18 protein-coding genes are annotated in these 17,697 nt (G+C 42.0%); 16 read left to right on the plus strand and 2 right to left on the minus strand.

Features of this window, described 5'->3' with window-relative positions:
• From QZ576_RS22555 to QZ576_RS11240, 13 genes are all read left to right on the plus strand, one after another.
• Positions 1–143 (plus strand): DUF4133 domain-containing protein (locus QZ576_RS22555; protein WP_367270487.1); only part of this gene is annotated, 143 nt, incomplete at its 5' end.
• Between the two features lie 4 nt (positions 144–147).
• Complete coding sequence (locus tag QZ576_RS11185) at positions 148–2,562, plus strand: TraG family conjugative transposon ATPase (RefSeq protein WP_297097120.1); 2,415 nt, start codon at positions 148–150, stop codon at positions 2,560–2,562.
• 21 nt (positions 2,563–2,583) lie between these two features.
• Positions 2,584–3,228, plus strand: coding sequence for a hypothetical protein (locus QZ576_RS11190; protein WP_297097122.1), 645 nt, complete (start codon positions 2,584–2,586; stop codon positions 3,226–3,228).
• A gap of 14 nt (positions 3,229–3,242) precedes the next feature.
• A complete protein-coding gene (locus tag QZ576_RS11195; protein WP_297097124.1) occupies positions 3,243–3,953 on the plus strand; it encodes a hypothetical protein in 711 nt (236 codons plus the stop codon).
• Positions 3,954–3,977: 24 nt separating this feature from the next.
• A complete protein-coding gene (locus QZ576_RS11200; RefSeq protein ID WP_297097126.1) occupies positions 3,978–4,928 on the plus strand; it encodes a hypothetical protein in 951 nt (316 codons plus the stop codon).
• A gap of 88 nt (positions 4,929–5,016) precedes the next feature.
• Positions 5,017–5,643 (plus strand): conjugative transposon protein TraK, encoded by a 627-nt coding sequence (traK, locus tag QZ576_RS11205; protein ID WP_297097128.1) that lies wholly within the window; start codon positions 5,017–5,019, stop codon positions 5,641–5,643.
• A gap of 11 nt (positions 5,644–5,654) precedes the next feature.
• Positions 5,655–5,987 carry a hypothetical protein gene (locus QZ576_RS11210; RefSeq protein ID WP_297097130.1) on the plus strand — a complete coding sequence of 111 codons (333 nt, stop codon included), beginning with the start codon at positions 5,655–5,657 and terminating at the stop codon, positions 5,985–5,987.
• Positions 5,962–7,116 carry a conjugative transposon protein TraM gene (traM, locus tag QZ576_RS11215; protein WP_297097131.1) on the plus strand — a complete coding sequence of 385 codons (1,155 nt, stop codon included), beginning with the start codon at positions 5,962–5,964 and terminating at the stop codon, positions 7,114–7,116. Before QZ576_RS11210 ends, traM begins: the two co-directional genes overlap by 26 nt.
• A 5-nt stretch (positions 7,117–7,121) precedes the next feature.
• Positions 7,122–7,922, plus strand: coding sequence for a DUF4138 domain-containing protein (locus QZ576_RS11220; RefSeq protein WP_297097133.1), 801 nt, complete (start codon positions 7,122–7,124; stop codon positions 7,920–7,922).
• A 9-nt stretch (positions 7,923–7,931) separates the two neighbouring features.
• Positions 7,932–9,851 carry a type IV secretory system conjugative DNA transfer family protein gene (locus tag QZ576_RS11225; protein WP_297097135.1) on the plus strand — a complete coding sequence of 640 codons (1,920 nt, stop codon included), beginning with the start codon at positions 7,932–7,934 and terminating at the stop codon, positions 9,849–9,851.
• Positions 9,852–9,893: 42 nt separating this feature from the next.
• Positions 9,894–10,562, plus strand: coding sequence for a DUF3945 domain-containing protein (locus tag QZ576_RS11230; protein ID WP_297097137.1), 669 nt, complete (start codon positions 9,894–9,896; stop codon positions 10,560–10,562).
• A gap of 174 nt (positions 10,563–10,736) precedes the next feature.
• Positions 10,737–11,105 carry a plasmid mobilization relaxosome protein MobC gene (gene mobC / locus QZ576_RS11235; RefSeq protein WP_297097140.1) on the plus strand — a complete coding sequence of 123 codons (369 nt, stop codon included), beginning with the start codon at positions 10,737–10,739 and terminating at the stop codon, positions 11,103–11,105.
• 8 nt (positions 11,106–11,113) lie between these two features.
• The gene (locus QZ576_RS11240; RefSeq protein ID WP_297097142.1) at positions 11,114–12,016 is read left to right on the plus strand and encodes a relaxase/mobilization nuclease domain-containing protein; all 903 of its coding nucleotides are present in this window, start codon (positions 11,114–11,116) and stop codon (positions 12,014–12,016) included.
• A gap of 55 nt (positions 12,017–12,071) precedes the next feature.
• On the opposite strand, the gene QZ576_RS11245 is transcribed toward QZ576_RS11240, so the two are convergent.
• The gene (locus tag QZ576_RS11245) at positions 12,072–12,497 is read right to left on the minus strand and encodes a hypothetical protein (RefSeq protein WP_297097143.1); all 426 of its coding nucleotides are present in this window, start codon (positions 12,495–12,497) and stop codon (positions 12,072–12,074) included.
• A 313-nt stretch (positions 12,498–12,810) separates the two neighbouring features.
• Between QZ576_RS11245 and QZ576_RS11250 the strand changes: the two genes are divergently transcribed.
• The 3 genes from QZ576_RS11250 to QZ576_RS11260 all read left to right on the plus strand — a co-directional run bounded on the left by QZ576_RS11250 (position 12,811) and on the right by QZ576_RS11260 (position 14,715).
• Positions 12,811–13,731 (plus strand): zincin-like metallopeptidase domain-containing protein, encoded by a 921-nt coding sequence (locus QZ576_RS11250; protein WP_297097145.1) that lies wholly within the window; start codon positions 12,811–12,813, stop codon positions 13,729–13,731.
• A 218-nt stretch (positions 13,732–13,949) separates the two neighbouring features.
• Entirely contained in the window at positions 13,950–14,261 is a 312-nt protein-coding gene (locus QZ576_RS11255; RefSeq protein WP_297097147.1) for a type II toxin-antitoxin system HigB family toxin, read from the plus strand.
• A complete protein-coding gene (locus tag QZ576_RS11260) occupies positions 14,251–14,715 on the plus strand; it encodes a helix-turn-helix domain-containing protein (RefSeq protein ID WP_297097149.1) in 465 nt (154 codons plus the stop codon). Before QZ576_RS11255 ends, QZ576_RS11260 begins: the two co-directional genes overlap by 11 nt.
• A 301-nt stretch (positions 14,716–15,016) precedes the next feature.
• Here the strand turns inward: QZ576_RS11260 and QZ576_RS11265 are convergent, their stop codons facing one another.
• The gene (locus QZ576_RS11265; protein ID WP_297097151.1) at positions 15,017–17,686 is read right to left on the minus strand and encodes a hypothetical protein; all 2,670 of its coding nucleotides are present in this window, start codon (positions 17,684–17,686) and stop codon (positions 15,017–15,019) included.
• Positions 17,687–17,697 lie beyond the last annotated feature (11 nt).

Raw genomic sequence — 17,697 nt, forward strand, 5'->3', positions numbered from 1 at the left:
TCGTTTGTGTACCTGCTTTTTTTGCCTGGTTATACCGGCTCAACCGTATCCAGAGAGACTACGGGCACCGGGGCTGGCATAAGAAGCGGATTGCCCGCCAGCTCCCTGAGTTTATCACCATCAAACAACGCATTTATCAGTAGTAACATGAGAGTAAAACCAATACAAATCAGTCTGCCTGTACTGGGATTTGACGGAGATATCCTGATCTCCAATAACCTGGATATGGGATTCGGACTGCGACTATTTTTACCGGAGTTGTTGTCTTGCAGCACGGAAAAATTATACATGCTTCACGATACCTTTCAGCGGGTAGTAAACATCCTACCGGAAAATACCCTGCTTCACAAGCAGGACTTCTTTTTCCCCGAAGATTTTTCCGCAAATCACGATACGGCATTAAAGAACCAACAAAGCTTAACGGGAAACTATCTTGATCATTTTCAGGGAAGAAGCTACCTGAAACATGAATGCTACCTCTATGTGAGTTTGTTGAATACCGGCCTCTTAAAAAACTACCTGGGCTCTTCGCTGATTTTTTCACGCAAAGCACGGCTGGAAGAAGCCCGGCTACAGGAAAAGATCCGGGAACTGCAGACCAACCTGGCCTCGATCTTCCGTCAGGCAGGAATAGAAAGTATACTGATAACCAGAGAACAAGCCATGGGGACAGAATCTGAAATTGGCCTGATTGAGCGCTATCTGACTTTGAATTTCATTGAAGGACAGCCTCTGTTGGGAGGAATTGATTTCCGGGACAGGTTACGGGTGATGGACCGCTTTGTGGAGATTCTCAGTTTGAGTGACCATTCGCACTTGCCATCAGAAGTACGCCCCACAAGCGGCCATCCCCGCACCGGGCTGCCCGTGTCGCTGGTGTATCCGCTGAGCTGGCACCTGCCGTATTCACATATTACCAACCAGTTTATCTATGTGCCGGGACAACAGGAAGTAAAAGCAGGACTGGAAGGCGATTACAAAAAGATCTACAGCCTGTCAAAATTTTCCTCGGAGAACAAGGTCAATGCCAGTTTAATTGAAAATTTTCTGGACACCGTGCAAACCTCGGGAGAGAAGATCGTTAAAACCCACTTTAATGTGACACTACTTGATACTTCGATCTCAAATTTGAAGAAAATCAAAAGTGAAGCGGCCACGGCTTTTTCCCTGATGAACTGTTTCCCTTACCAGCATACTTTTGATCTGCCGTTTTTGTTTTTTGCCGGATTGCCCTTCAGTACTCAGCTGCCCGAAACAGAACTGTTTTTGACCCAGGTGCCGCAAGCCTGCTGCCTGACCAATTTTGAAGGCGCGGTCAAGAACTCTGGTTCAACATTTACTATTCACCTGTCGGATCGGATGGAAGGCTGCCCGGTAAAAATTGACCTGTCGGACGAGCCCATGAAAAAGCACCTGATCCATAACCGCAACAAAATCATTATCGGCGGATCGGGATCCGGAAAATCCTTTTTTACCAATCACCTGCTGCGGCAGTATGCCGAAAGTAAAAACTGCCATGTTGTATTGCTGGATGTGGGGCGTAGCTATGAGATCCTGACCCGCTACCTTGATGAACGACTAAAGGAAAAAGGCGGGGCGAAAATGATTGAGTTCTCAGAGACGAATCCCATTTCCTTTAATCCTTTTGTGGTGGATGGAACCCCGGACCTGGAACGCCGGCAAACCATTCTGTCGGTTATTTACACTATCTACAAAGAACAGCTTACCGAAATGGAAAAGGATGTAATTGCTTTTTCGGTTAACCGCTATTTTGAGACAAAACGTAAAAAGAAACGTTCGTTTAACGATTACTACGAGTTTTGCAAGGACATCATTCCACGGCTTGCCAGGGAAGAATCCATAGAGTTTAACAGCAACGAATTTTTCTTTATCCTCAGTAAATACTACAAGGGAGGAGAATACGATTACCTGCTGAATAAGCCCATGCAAACCGATGAGTTTTTCTCGTGCCCATTTCTTGTTTTTGAACTGGATGCCATCAAAGACCATCCGGTAATTTTTCCGGTGGCCACGCTGATTATCATGGATATTTTCCTGCAGAAGATGCGAAAGCTGAAACGCACGCGAAAAGTGATCTGTCTGGAAGAAGCCTGGAAAGCCATTGCCACGCCACAAATGGCCGATTACCTGAAGTATTTTTTCAAAACCATCCGAAAATTTTTTGGTGAAGCCATGGTTGTAACACAGGAAGTGGATGATGTGATCTCATCACCCATAATCCGTGATGCTATTATCAACAATGCCGATACAAGGATTTTGCTGGACATGGGCAAGTTCAAAAACAAGTTCGATGAGATCAGCCGCTTCCTGGGATTAAATGCTTTTCAAAAAGAACAAATCCTGTCGATCAATAAAAATCTTCCATCCAACCGAAAATTTAAGGAGGTATTTATCTCGCTTGGAGAATATTCCCGTGTATTTGCCCTGGAAGTTAGCCGGGCTGAATACTATTGTTACACCACCGAACAAACCGAAAAGGAACAAGTGCTGGAACAACTGATTGCAGACCAATCTATTCTTGAGATCTTAAAACAAATGTAAAACCATAAAAACAAAAAGAACATGAAAAATCTAATCGTCTTCATTTTAATTGTCATTCTTGCAGTAGCTGCAAGTACAAGCAAAGCTCAGACTCCGGTAACGGATGTCGGAGCCGGAATACAACGCGAAGCCCTCTGGACACAGGAAGAAGGAATCCTTTCCAAAATCAACCTGTACAATGTGCTGATCAAAGCCCTGAACGGTGATATCAAAGGACTTACCGGAGAAATATTAGGCATCGATCAGAAAATGCTGGAAAGCCTGGAGAAAGTTTCCCTGCTGATCAAAGACTACAAACGTATAAAGGAGACCAAAGATATCCTGCAGCAGATCATCGCTATCTATACCGACAAAGTGCCTCTATTAGTACAGGACGGAAATTTTACCACCCAACAGGCGGCTGCCATTGTGCAGAGTTTTGACCTGATTCTGGATGATAGTAAAGCATTGGTCACATCGATTTTAAATATCATCGTTAAAGACAACCTGTTTATGATGGATGATAAACAGCGCTACGATGCCATTAACGGAATCTACCTGAGTGTAAAACAACACTACGGAACCATCTGCTACCTGCACAACAAATTGATGTATGCTTCCTACCTGAAAAGCTATGACAGCGGCGACCTGGAAGGTTTTGCCATGTATTACAGTCTGTATCACTAATCAACTTAGACACAATGAAACGAATAACAATACTGCTTATGATGGTTCTATTGCTTTTTGCGGCAGCAGAACAGTCAAAAGCACAGCTGATTGAGATTAAACCCTGGCACGGTTACTATCCTGAAATGGAAGGAACTTATCCGCTGACTTTTATTGCCTTTACCGGCTGGTTGATACCTATACCTCATGTTTTTGTACGTACCTGGCCAACGCATTATTATGTGGAAGTAGGAGCACTTCCGGTTACCGATGGAGGAGAAATTGCGGGAGAGCTCAAAACAGGTCTTTTACGAATTGTCGCCAAGGCCATCGAACGCAGCCAGATGAAAGGCAGGCAGGAAGAAACAGAAGGAATAAAAGTCAATACGGACTTTACCCAACAGATAAGTGATAAATTATTTGATGCCCGCTCGGACGAACTGAGTGATATCTACAAGCTGGCAGCACAGTTTCTCAAACTCTATCAAAAAGTGAATAAGCTGGGAAGCCTTAAGAACTCAGCAGAAATTCACTCAATCTATGAGGAGGAAGCTGATCAGCTATTAATGCAGTTTATAATGGTCAACCTGTTTCAGACCGAACATGGAAGCAAACTGGATGCTTTTACCAGCATCAGCAGGGAGATGTGGAACCTGCTGGGAGAGCTGGATTATACCCACGGCAAACTGCTCTTTTTTAACAGCTACAACAGCCAGCCGCTGAGCTATTCTTTTTTGAGCAAATAAATATTAACCGATTAACAAAAAAGTATGCTATTACAAGTACTGACAACCAATGATTTTTTTGCTTTTACCGATACACTGGTGGACTCCGGTGTTAACCATGCCCGTATACTGGTAGATATGGCACGAGCCATTGGCGGGATCGCAGCTTTCTTTTACATCTCTAAACGGATTTATGAGCAACTGATCGCAGATAATCCGGTATCTATTCTTCCATTGCTACGACCTTTTGCGCTGGTGCTGGTGATCACCTTTTGGGGACCTTTTGTGAATATGCTACTGGCACCCACAAAAGGATTGACCCATTTATCGGAAGCCGTTTATGCCGATAAAAAGCACATTGTAAAAGAGCGGCTGGAGGACAAACAGCAGGCTATTCTAAGCACTGATCTTCCCCTGTTTTATGAGAACGAAGAGAAGGAAGCCGATCTCTGGGACAAAGGGGTGAACCTGATCCTGACCACTTACAACATATTTAGCGGAAGGGCGATTCAAAACCAAATCAACTTTTATATCATGGATGCCACCCGGCAACTGCTGGAATCCTTTTTTGAAGTGCTGGTTTACCTGATTGCTTTTTTGCGAACGGTGTTTTGCGTGTTACTGGTGATCTTTGGACCGCTGGTATTTGCCCTGTCCATTTTTGATGGTTTTCAGGACAACTACCTGCAATGGATTGCCAGGTTTATCAATGTCAACCTTTATTTGCCCATTGCTTTGCTGATCCTTTCTATCGTGCAGGAGATCCTGATCTTTGTACTGGAAATGGAAATTGCCCAGATCAACGCCATGCTGATTTATGAGCCCAAACTGTTTTTTGTTTCCAACCTGATTGTTCCCGTTTGCGGAATCATCGGAATGGCCATGGTACCCAAGATCTCATCATGGATCATCCATGCTTCAGGAACCAATTCCGGTGGAGGCAGACTGGTGCGAACAGCAGCGGTGATGGCTATTACCAAAGGTGCCATGAAGTAGCAGGCAATGCCTGTGATATTTAATGAGGGACATTTGAGTTTCAATCACGGCAGGAAACAAACAGGAAAACATTAATCAATATTAAAAAATGCATAAACAATTTGATATACAACGTAAGTTCCGCTTTATCGTTTACGTGCTGGTTTTAATCAGCTTCTCGCTGATCGGTGTAAGCAGTTACATTTTTTATGAATCTGTACAACTGGTGGAGCTTTCCAAAGAAAAAATCTATGTGCTGGATAACGGTAAATCGCTATTGGTAGCCCTTCGCGAAGATATCAGTGAGAACCGTGATGCCGAAGCCCGGGATCATGTAAAACGATTCCATGAACTGTTTTTTACCCTGGAACCCGATAAAACCTACATCGAAAACAATGTTCGCGAAGCATTGTATCTGGCCGACCGGAGTGCGATGGAGCAATATCAGGCTTTTAAGGAGAACAACCTGTATAACCAGGTGATCGCTTCTGATATCAGCATGACCTTACAGACGGATTCCATTCGGCTGGATTTTTCAGCATATCCCTATCGCTTTACGTTTATCGGAAAACAAAAGATCGTTCGTAAATCCAACATCACCATTCGCAGCTTAAAGACCTCCGGTTACCTGAGAAACATCTCCCGTACGGACAATAATCCGCATGGCTTTCTGATGGAAAACTGGCGGATCGATGAAAACAAAGACCTGGAAAGCATACGCAGAAAATCTTTCTAAAAACTTCAACAATGAATAATCAAAACAACATTCCAAATCCGAAAGATCACAGCCGTTTTACCCGCTGGGTAAACGATCTGGACGATAAAGACAAAAACCTTGATCCTCTGAAACGAAAAAGCAAATGGATTTTGATTACTGCTTTTCTGTTCGCCCTGTTCGCCATCTCTTTTATCTGGTTCCCGACAGGAAAGGTAAAACCACAGAAAGTGGAAGCACCAATAGCCGGACCGTTAACCGATGCACCAACAAACGGTGGCCATTCTGCTTTTGAACTGCCCGTTGATTCATTTGAAAACCAATTAAAATCGTACATCAATGAAAAAAATTTTGATAAAGAATAAAGCGCTGTTTATCCTTCCTCTGGCATTATTGCCCTTTGTGATTTTGATCTTCTGGGTATTGGGTGGAGGAGGAGCTTCAGAGGAAAAAAAGAAGCTTGCACAGTCACCGAATAAAGGAATAAACTATGACCTGCCGGATGCCGATAATTCCATTGAAATCTATGATAAAATGGAAGCTTATCAGAAGGATGAATCACAATTGGCACAGGTGCCTGAAGTTGACGTAAATGATACAACGAAGCAGGACGAAGTCAGTAATCAGGATACAATGAAGCAGGACAACACCATGTTGGATGAAAATGCCAATCAGAATGAAATTCTTGCTCATATCCGAAATAAAGAAAAGCAGGTGCAACAGGAACTGCAAGGAAAACCGGAAGTTCGAAAGAGTGGGAAAAAACCATCTCCCCAATACCAGAATAAGCCTATTAAACCTGTAGTTAAGAAACAGGCTGAAACAACAAAATCAGTTACGTCGACAGAACCAACAACAGGCATTGAAGAACTGGATGAGATCATCGATGAAAACATCGTGCTTAACCGAAGAAATGATTCTCTAGAATATACGCTTCAACAAGCGCAGGGACGCTTGCAACGGATCGAGGCCATACAAAACCGGTCCTTTACCCTGGAGAAGAAAAGGTCATCCGGATTTAATCCAAAGGAGACGCCGAAGCAAGAGCTGATCAAAGCAGAGATTTATGAAACCGCAACGGTGTTGAATGGTAACCGGGTAAAACTTCGTCTGCTGGAAGACACCTGGATCAATGCTCAGAAAATACCACGTAACACATTTCTATACGGGATCTGCAAGATCAAAAACGAACGGCTTCTGATCGAAATCACCCAAATGCCTGTTCAGGAAATCTTTGTCCCGGTAAAACTCACGATCTGTGATCTGGATGGACTGGAAGGGGTGTATGTGCCGGATAATGCTGCCCGCAAAGTCTACCAGGAGGTGGGAGCTTCTACCAATACTTCTTCACTGATGGGAGTTACAAACAATCCGCTGACCTATACAGGAATCCGTGCAGCCGACCGGGCTGCCCAAACCATGCTCAAACGGGTACGCCTGAAAAAAGTAACCGTCAAGAAAAACACACTTGTTTATATCATCAATCAAAAATAATCGTCATGAAACAGTCACTATTAATTATCGTATATTTTTTCTTTTCACTGGCAATAAATGCCCAGAACCAAATAGAAATCTGCCAAAACAAAACAACACACCTGATTGCAAAGGAGAAGATCACCTATGTACAGGTTGGAGATCCTGATAAACTAATTGCGGAAGTCGTTCCCGAACAACCGAATATGGTCCGGGTAAAAGCTGTGGATGATTTTGAGGGAGAATCCTCGATAACGGTAGTGAGTGCCAATCGCTCGTATTCCTTGTTTGTAAAATATTCTGATGCGAATAAGATTTCTTATCAACTGGAAGATTTTATCGGACAGATTGCCGGAAATATAAATATAGGACCGGTACCGGAATATCTGCTAAAAGAATTGTGTGGCCAGATTCTCAATGATTGTACGCAAAAACCGATTCAGACAAAAAGCAAAAAAGACGGTATTATTTTTCGTTTGAGAAATCTTTATCTAAAACAAGACCTGCTATTCTTTGAGCTGGAAATCACCAACACCACTAATATCGTTCTGGATATGGAGGCCATTCACTGGTGGATCGATGACAGGAAGCAGGTAAAAGCCACTAATGCGCAGGAATACCAGGTGAAAGAATTGTACCGGCATTACAAATGGGAGCGCATCCCTGCTAAAACCACACTTCGGGAGGTTGTAGTATTACCCAAGTTTATTGTTCCCGATAAACGCATCTTAAAGATCGAACTTCTAGAAAAAGCATTGGGAAACACCGGACGCAAACTAACGTTGGAGGTGAAAAACAAAGCCATCCTAAAAGCCAACTCATTCTAATCAGGAAAAATGCAAAACGAATCCAGGGAATTACAACGTCTGCACGAGGGCTTCAGGTTCTTTTCTTACCTGCTGCTCTTTGTGGCACTTTATATCAGTCAGCTTCCTTTTTTTATTGAGAAAGGATTGTATATCCCTGAATTCTCTCCGATAACCGAAAAGCTATTACGCATCCGCTTTTTAGGAGACACAGTGCTGGCAAAGACGGTGTGCCTTGTTTTTCTGGTAACAACCTGTATTGGAACCAAAGCTAAAAAAGACCGCGATCTGAAAGTTTCCAGTATCGTGATTCAGATTTTGATCGGACTGGCAATGTATTGGGGAAGTTTACTGATTTTAAAAACACCACTTATGTATCTGTTACTTTCCTTCTTTGGCTTTGTACTGCTGAACATCGGTTTTGACAACATCTCCAAACTGATCAATGTGAATTTGATGAAAGACCGCTTTAACCTCGAAAATGAAAGTTTTCCGCAGGAGCAGGCCTATGAGGGCAATGAGTATTCTGTCAACCTGGAAACTCTTTATCAATACCAAAACAAACAATACGAAGGCTGGATTAATGTGGTCAATCCTTTTCGGGGAACCATTGTCATCGGTACGCCGGGATCCGGAAAATCCTATTCCGTAGTGATTCCTTTTATCAAACAACATTTGGAGAAAGGCTTTGCCATGTGCGTGTATGATTTTAAATATCCCGATCTGTCGCAGGTAACCTATAACTATTTTCTTAAAGCCAAAAAGGGAAAAGCCTTACCGGAATCTGCCGGATTTTATGTGATTAATTTTGAGAACATCCGCAAATCCTTTCGTTGCAATCCGCTGGCACCGGAGCTGATGGAAAGCCCTATTGATGCTTTTGAATCTTCACGAACCATACTCTATAACCTGAACCGCGAATGGATCCGCAAGCAGGGAGAGTTTTTTGCCGAATCAGCCATTTCTTTTTTTGCAGCGGTAATCTGGTTTCTGAAAAAGTATAAGAAAGGGGAATATTGTACCCTGCCTCATGCCATGGAGCTGCTTCAGTTGGATTACGACGATCTGTTTACCATTCTGGCCAGGGAAAAGGACGTGGAAAACATCGTCAATCCATTCGTGAACGCACATAAACGAGGAGCGATCAAGCAGCTGGAAGGTCAGTTGGGAAGCCTTAAAATAGCCATCTCCAAGATTATCAGTAAAGAAATTTACTGGATCTGTTCAGGCAATGATTTTTCACTCGACATCAATAATCTCAAACATCCCAAAGTCGTATGTCTGGCCAATAATCCCCTTCGCATTGAAATGTATGGAGCCGTACTGTCACTGTTTATCACACGGATGATGAAAGTAATCAATCAGAAAGGGCAGCATAAGTCATCCTTGATCTTTGATGAGCTTCCGACGATTTATTTTCGGGGACTGGACACTATGATAGCTACAGCGCGCAGCAACAGAATATCCACACTGGCAGGGCTACAAACTATTGACCAGTTGATCCGGGATTATGGAAAGGAGCAGGCCAACGCCATGCTCACCAATATCGGGAATGTTTTTGCGGGGCAATCCATTGGCGAAACAGCAAAATTTATACAAAACCGGATGGGGAAGATCCTGCAGGAACGTCAAACCATCAATATTAACCGGGAACTCCAAACTTCAACCTTTACAACCCAGATGGATTTTCTGGTACCGGAAGGAAAGATTGCCACACTACCGCAAGGATATATGGTGGGGCAGGTGGCCGATAACTTTGGTCAGCAGGTGAGCCAGCGCAATTTTAACTGCCTGATTGATGTGGATACCCAGGCCATCGAAAAGGAAGAGCAACAATTTAAAGATATCCCGGACATCTACAGTTTCGACAATATTGGCAAGGTGCTGGAAAACAACCGCAACAAGATCTGCAACGATATAATGGAAATACTCCGGGATGAAACCTGGTAACACCAGAGACAGCCAATTTATTAATCATTTAAAAATTTAATTATGGAACAAAGTACCCGTATTAAAAAAGAAGAAATCCCCTTTGACAAACTGGAAAAGGTAGGTGTAAACAAAGATTTTGTGAATCGCATGGATGAGAATGAGCTCAAGGATTTTCTGAACGGATTCCGTTCTCAAAAACTTTATACCATTAATGCCACCATTAATGATGAACAGAAGCGTATTCCAGCCAAACTTCGCTTAAAAAAAGAGGAGGACGGAACCATCAAAGTAAAAGTACATCCGATTCAGCGTTTGAGTATTCCCGAGAAATACATGGGACATAAATTTACCGATGAAGAACGGAACAAACTGGTGGCGGAGCGTAACCTGGGGAAAACCATCGAGCTCACCGGCAAGAATGGTAAAAAGGACAGTTATTACCTGGCACTCGATCCGAAAACCAATGAGCTGATTCCACTGCGTACAAAAAACATCAAGGTGCCGGACAAGATCAAAGGAGCAACACTGTCGGCCGAACAAAAGCAAAAACTGGCCAGGGGAGAAAAAGTTTATCTCGATAAAATGACCGGAAGAAACGGAAAGCAATTTGGAGCTGCGTTACAGGTGGATGCCGCGAACCGAACCATTAATTTTTCGGAATTCAAACAGGAAAAAGCCCAGGATAAGAAGCTGGCAAAAAGCAAAGGCGTACAACAGGAGATGGGGTAATTCCACGACCTGAAATGACCCCGGAATCCACTAATGAATAACTACGGGGGAGGGGAATGCAAGATGTGCATTTGTATATACAAATGCCTTGTCATCTTGCCCGGCAGGGGCCGGACGGTTTTTCCAAAACCGACAAGGATTCCCCTCCCCCTAAAACAATAATTGTAGCTACGAATGCCAACAAAATCGACTGAAAAAGACAAACGGGATCAGATGCTGCTCGTAAGGGTAAGCAGGGATGAAAAGCTTCGGATAAAGGCCTTGACCCGATCCGAAGGTTATCCCTGTATGAGCGATTATGTACGATCCCGGATCTTCAGACGATTGGACAAGAAGGTTATTTCGTTGAATGAAAATACCAGTCAGCAACTGCAGGAATTGGATTTTGAACTCAATAAAATCGGTGTCAACCTAAACCAGCTTTCCAAAAAAATGAATTCTTTTTCCGGCTATAATGTTGGCGATAACGACCGGCAATTGCTAAAACAAGCTTTTCAGATGATGATGAAATGCCTTGCTTTTCTGCAAGAGCAACTTAACTAATCCTTGCTATGGTTATCGTAATCCATCAGTCGTCCAGTACACAAAATGCTTTGTCCTACAATGAAAAGAAAGTGGAACAAAAGAAAGCTGTATTTTATAAAAGTGCCAATACGCCAACCATCAATCCTTTTGCCGGAACCAAACAGAACCGCTTGAATACCCTTAAAAAGATTGAGGATATGAATACCCGTGTAAAATGTAAAGGACTGCATATTTCTGTAAATCCGACGGTGACAGATCTGGTAAAACTGGGAGACACTGGCATCCGTACCGAAATCGGAAACCTGATGGAACACCTGGGCTATGGTAACCAACCTTACTTTGTATATAAACACACCGATTTGGACCGGACACACTTTCATATTGTTTCCACGCGTATTGACAAAACAACGTTCCGAAAGATCAGGGATGATTACGAGAAACAGAAGACGCAGCGGTTTATCAAATCGCTGGAACAAAAATACGATCTGACGAAAGAACAAAGCCAGGTTCAATCCAATCTGAAATTTTCTGCAGGAAGCAGAAACCTGAAACAAAACCTGGAGAGTTTGTTTTACCAGCTGAATCAGATTGATTCTATAAGTACTAAACAACTTTACAACAAATCTCTGGAGCTTTTTAATGTGGAAGTCCGGAAATCGGGAAGAGGACACGTTGTTTTTATTACCGATGAAAACGGAAGCCCGATTCGTTATCCCATTCGGCTTTCTGAATTTGAAGAAAGGCCACGATTTCATATTTCACAAAGTGCTGAACAGGAGCAGCAAATTGCTTCGCCCATGATTGACGAATTTCAGTTGGCGCAATGGGCAAGGGATGTGAACCGGCTGATAGAGCGGAGTAACCGGCGTAAAAAGGAACCAACTATGAAATATAAGGTGAAGAATAGGGATAAGGGTATGAGCCGGTGATGATTTATGTTGATGAGATTTTGAGTATTGAGTAAGCCTCTTAATTCTCATCTATTTAACTACTTAGATAGCCTAGTTTTAATTCAATTTGAGACTTCCTTTCCTGTGGAACTTTTAGCCAATACAGTGCTGGTTCTAATGCCGAAAAGACTTGGTACTTTGAAGAATGTTTATAGCTCCTAACATACTGTACGGCTTTGTTGAGCAATGATTCGGAAGTAAGAATGGCAAATTTATTCAATCCCGTATCATCAATATTATCAAATACAATATGGCTAAGATCTTCAATTTCTTTAAAATTTAACTCGGTACTTGCGTTTCGAATATCAATTAAGATAGAATATTCCTTCTGAAAAAATGGATTACTTTTTAAATTGTTAATTACTCTTTCAACACTTTGCTGATCGAGTAAATTGTTATGAGAAACAATTATTAATCCTAGACTTTCAACGATATGAAGATTCTCACTTGAAGACAACATTATTTCTTAATTGGTGATATCGGGGTTAAAGTAAGCGATTTTTTATAATTGAATCACTGTAAAAAGTAATAATAGGTGGAATATTGCCACTAAATCCTGTCAAAGTTATTTCACCGTCCGGGAAAGTCAATGGCGGCTGAGATACCTCATTTTTAGCCAGCCGCCCTTCGGGTGCGTTCAGTTTTTTGTTGCGTTAACTTCACAAAAAACAGACATGCACCATTGACAAGAATCCATCCGGCTCAATGGCATGCGCCAAAATTTAATGGCGTGCCAGAAGCTGAAATAAATCCGCAGGGCAGCGGTGGATTCAATGAGTAAATTTGATATTTATGAAACAGTAACTAATTTGATTGTAGAACGTCTTGAAGCAGGTGTAGTACCATGGCACATGCCTTGGAAAACTGCCAGTGCCATTCCTCGTAACCTGGTTTCCAAAAAGCCTTACCGGGGATTTAATTTCTGGTACCTGCTTAGCTTTGGTTTCGAGAGGCCTTATTTTCTTACTTTCAAACAGGTTCAGAATCTTGGTGGAAAGATCAAAAAAGGATCTTCATCATTTATGATTGTATTCTGGAAAATGGTGGAATACGAAAAAGATGATGAAACCAAAGAAATTCCTATGCTTCGTTATTACCGGGTATTCCATGTTGACGATGTGGAAGGCCTCGATCCTGACAAGATTCCTGAGAATACAGCTCACGATCACGAGTTTGATCCGATTGCTTCATGTGAGCAGTTGATTGAATTTTGGTACGATTCTCCGGTTATTAAAACTGGAATGCAAAAGGCCTGTTATATTCCAGCTTTGGACGAAGTTCACATGCCTGATCCTCGTACATTTTTCAAGGATGAAGAGTATTACAGTACGATTTTCCACGAACTATGCCATGCAACAGGAGCTCGCAAGCGTCTAAATCGCCACGAACGGTTCTCAAGTCTGAACTTCGCGGACTCTGGATATTCTCAAGAAGAGATGGTTGCCGAGATGGGAGCAGCTTACCTCTGCGGTATTTGTGGCATTGAAAATTTCACTATCGATAACAGTGCAGCTTATATTCAAGGCTGGTTGAAGAAGCTGAAAAGCGATAAGAAGTTTATCGTAATGGCTTCTGGATTAGCTCAAAAGGCTGTTGATTATATTCTGGATCATCAGGATTCGAATTCTAAACCGGTTCTTCCTAAGCCTAAAAAGAAGAAAAGTAAATCAGCTTCTCTTTCCATGAATTTCTGATTATAAGCTAATGTTACCCTCCAATTTTTAATTTCTTCTAAGCTTATATGTGTAAATAATAGAGTGTGTTAGATTGTCATCTTGCAGGTTTTACTAATATTAGCACAACAGAAAAAACTAATCATGGTACGTGTATTAAAAAAATCAAAATAGGATTTTAGAAAAAGAAATAATCGGAAGTTACCATATGGGGTAACTTTTTTTGTATCTTTGCAATAATGAGAATTATTAAAGAAAGAACTCTAACGGATTATTGCAAATCAAGTAAATACAAAAGTGCGGAAGAATCTTTGAAGGCATGGATTTACGAGGTTAAATTTTCTGTTTGGGATAATGCAAATGGGCTAAAGGCAAAATATCGGAACGCCAGCATTATAAGTTCTAAGCGGGTTGTGTTTAATATAAAAGGAAATGATTATAGGTTGATTGTGGATATTGAATATAAACTCAAGATTGTTTTTATTGTGTGGTTTGGCACACATAAAGAATATGATAAAATTGATGCAAAAACAGTAAGTTATGAAAACTAAAATATTAAAAACAGAGGAAGAATATAATAAAGCATGTGAAAGAATTTATTCACTTATTAATGCTTCAGAGGATGCAGTTGAACCAAACAGCCCGGAAGGTGAAGAAATGGAGTTGCTTTCATTGTTGGTTGAGAAATACGAGCTGGAAAATTATCAGATGGACGCTCCATCGCCAATAGAAGCTATTAAGTTCAGAATGGAGCAAATGAACTTGAAACAAATGGATGTGGCTCCACTTTTTGGAGGGAAAACAAGAGTTTCTGAAGTATTAAATGGAAAACGAAATCTAACCCTGAAGATGATAACCTTATTAAACAGATACCTGGGTATTCCATTGGAATCTTTAATGAGTGGGAATAGAGAAATAAAGTTGGATGATGATAAGAAAGAGAAGTTACTTCATATATCTTCCATTAGGGAGTATTTAAGCTCAGGAAGAGCGGCAGTAATTTAATTTTTAATATTTAAGTGAAATATAAAATGAGATAGTAACGAATATTCAGAGAGAGACCCATTGGAGACCTAAAGATTTATGTGTTTTTAAAATATTGGTAATCAGTTCAGTACGGAGGAGGTTCTGCCCCCAGCTGAGTCACACCACTAAAAAGCTTCGAAGAAATTCGGAGCTTTTTTTGTTTCCCAAAATTTTAAATTGAATTAAAACAAGCATCTCAACCAGTACTTGTTTAAAAAGAAACAGGAAATAAGAATGCAAATGCAAGCATCCGATTCATTATTTCCTGTATCCGATTTATTTAGTTTTTACCTGAATAATTGAGAACGGGCCATTGCCATCTTTTTAAAACAACTCCGAATAGTGTCTCAGAAACACTTCCATTTTTTAAGGTAACCTGGTATTCTCCTTCATTAGCTCTGAAGGTAGGCCAATATATTTTGCTGATTCCCGATTCTTGTGGTAAGCTTTTTTCGAAAACCACTTCCCCGGTTTTGTCTTTAATCTCAATTTTAGTTTCCCCTTTCAATGTTTCTCCAATCTGGTACCAAATTTCTAAACCATTGGGTTCGTTGGGGGAGTTTAGATGATTGCTTCCGGTCATTTGATAATTTCCCCAGGTTGCCTGCTGCGAGAAGTTCATTTGAGGTTTTGGTTCAATGTCGAATAAATGCAACTCTTTCTTTTCAACGTCGGAAGTAAGCTGTTGTAGCGGACTGATATCGGTGATCCACGCCGCCCGGCCGTAGGTGCCAACAATCAAGTCGTTTTCCCGCGGGTGAATCAACATGTCTTTTACAACCACATTGGGCATATTGGCGTTAAACGACGACCAGTTTTCGCCTTTATCTGTCGAGACATAAACGCCCAAATCATTTCCTGCAAAAAGAAGATTTGGATTTTTCGCATCTTCAATGATAACATTAACCGGAGCATCAGGCAGTCCATTCGTGATCTTCTTCCATGATTTTCCATAATCGTAGGTTACATAAATGTGTGCGTCAAAAATATCATCAGTAAAACCACATTTCGAAATGTAAGTTGTACCCGCGTCGTGGTTAGATGGAAACACTTTGCTGACCCACATTTTGGCAGGAGCTCCTGCTTTTTCAAGATTTGAAGTCAGATCTGTCCAGGTGTGTCCAAAATCAGTTGTCAACTGAACATGGCCATCGTCGGTGCCCACCCAGATTACGCCTGCTTTTAGGGGAGATTCATCCAGAGTGGTGATAGTGCAATATTGAATATGTCCTTTGCCGTGAATTTTTTCCGGATCATTGTCGGTCAAGTCCGGACTGATTTCTTCCCAGTTTTCGCCGCGATCCAGAGATCGTAATACTTTTTGTGCTCCGGTGTAAATTATTGCGCTGTTGTGCGGCGAAATCGCCAGTGGGGTGGTCCAGGTGTAACGATAGCGTTCGCCTTCTTCTGGCTGCGGAAGAATTGACTTTCTTTCGCCTTTTTCCTGGTTAATTCTAATATGAGAGCCAAACTGCGTTGTTGAATAGATCGTTTTATTGTTTTCCGGATCAACTTTCGAGTACATACCGTCCCACATGCCAGTGATAACCCAATCGGCCGGCGTAATTTGCCCCGACCAGCCATTCGATGGCGCTTTCCATGTTTCATGATCTTGCAGGCCAATATAAATGTTGTAAGGCGTTTCATTATCCGCTTCAACCGTATAAACTTCGCCGAGTGGCAGGTGGTAGTAGTGATTCATAGTTTTACCGCCATCGAAAGTGGAATAAATCCCACCGTCAGATCCGAGCATCATGTGACGCGGGTCTTTTGGATCGATCCAGAAAATGCGGTTGTCACCAAAGTTGGTTTGAAACAATTCCTGTTCGCGGTATTCAGGCCATGTTTTGCCGCCGTCGAGCGTGTAAAACATATTTACTCCGATTACATATATTTTGTCGGGATCAACAGGATCGATGGTGATTCTGTTAAAACTGTATGCTGCTTTTCCACTCACATCGTTTGTCTCCGGATCGTTAATCCGTTCCCAGCTATCACCGCCATTTTTTGTAATGTAAACTTCACCTCCAATCAAATTGTCGAACGAGTGGTCGGTGTATTCGTCAAATTCTGTTGCAGCATTTGGATCAATTCCTGGTTTTACATTCAGGTTTTGAATAACAGCGACAACTATATCTGGATTGGCGCGATGAATATCGAGTCCAATTCGTCCGAGCGGACCGTTTGGTAAGCCGCCTTCAAGGATTTTCCAGCTTGTACCACCGTCGATTGATTTATAAATTCTGCTTTTCTCACCACCGGGTTCGTAAGTCCATGCCGTACGTGTTTTCTCGTAGGTCGCAGCATATAAAATGTCAGGATTCGAAGGATTGATCACCAAATCTGTAACACCGGTTTCGTCGTCAACATACAAAACTTTATCCCAGCTTTTTCCGCCGTCGGTAGTTTTAAATACTCCTCTTTCTTCGTTTTTCGAAAACAGGTGTCCCATTGACGCCACCCAAACAATATCGGGATTTTTCGGATGGATTACCACTTTTGCAATGTGATGCGAATCGTGTAAACCCATATTTTTCCAGGTCTCGCCGGCGTCAGTCGATTTCCAAATTCCATTTCCGTAATAAGATGAGCGTGCATTAAAAGCTTCGCCGGTTCCTGCCCAAATAACTTCGGGATCGGAAGGGGCAACAGCAAAATCGCCAATGGAAGAGGTTTCAAACGAGTTGGAAACACATTCAAAGGTGGTTCCGTTGTTCACCGTTTTCCAGATTCCGCCACTTCGCGGGCCAACATACCACGTGTATTTGTGTTTCTCTCCCGGGTTTTCGGGAACAGCCAGCGAACCCACCCAGGCGCTTATTCTGAAGGCACCGAGATTTCGGTATTGGAATGCATCATATTTTTTCGAAGAAGAGTCCTGTCCTAAAACTTTTGTAATTGGAGAGGCAAGAAGAAAAAGGACAATTAGTAATTTGAAGAAATCCTTCATGATAAAATGCT

Origin of the sequence: uncultured Draconibacterium sp., assembly GCF_913060805.1 — a bacterium.
In the GTDB taxonomy this organism is placed as follows: domain Bacteria; phylum Bacteroidota; class Bacteroidia; order Bacteroidales; family Prolixibacteraceae; genus Draconibacterium.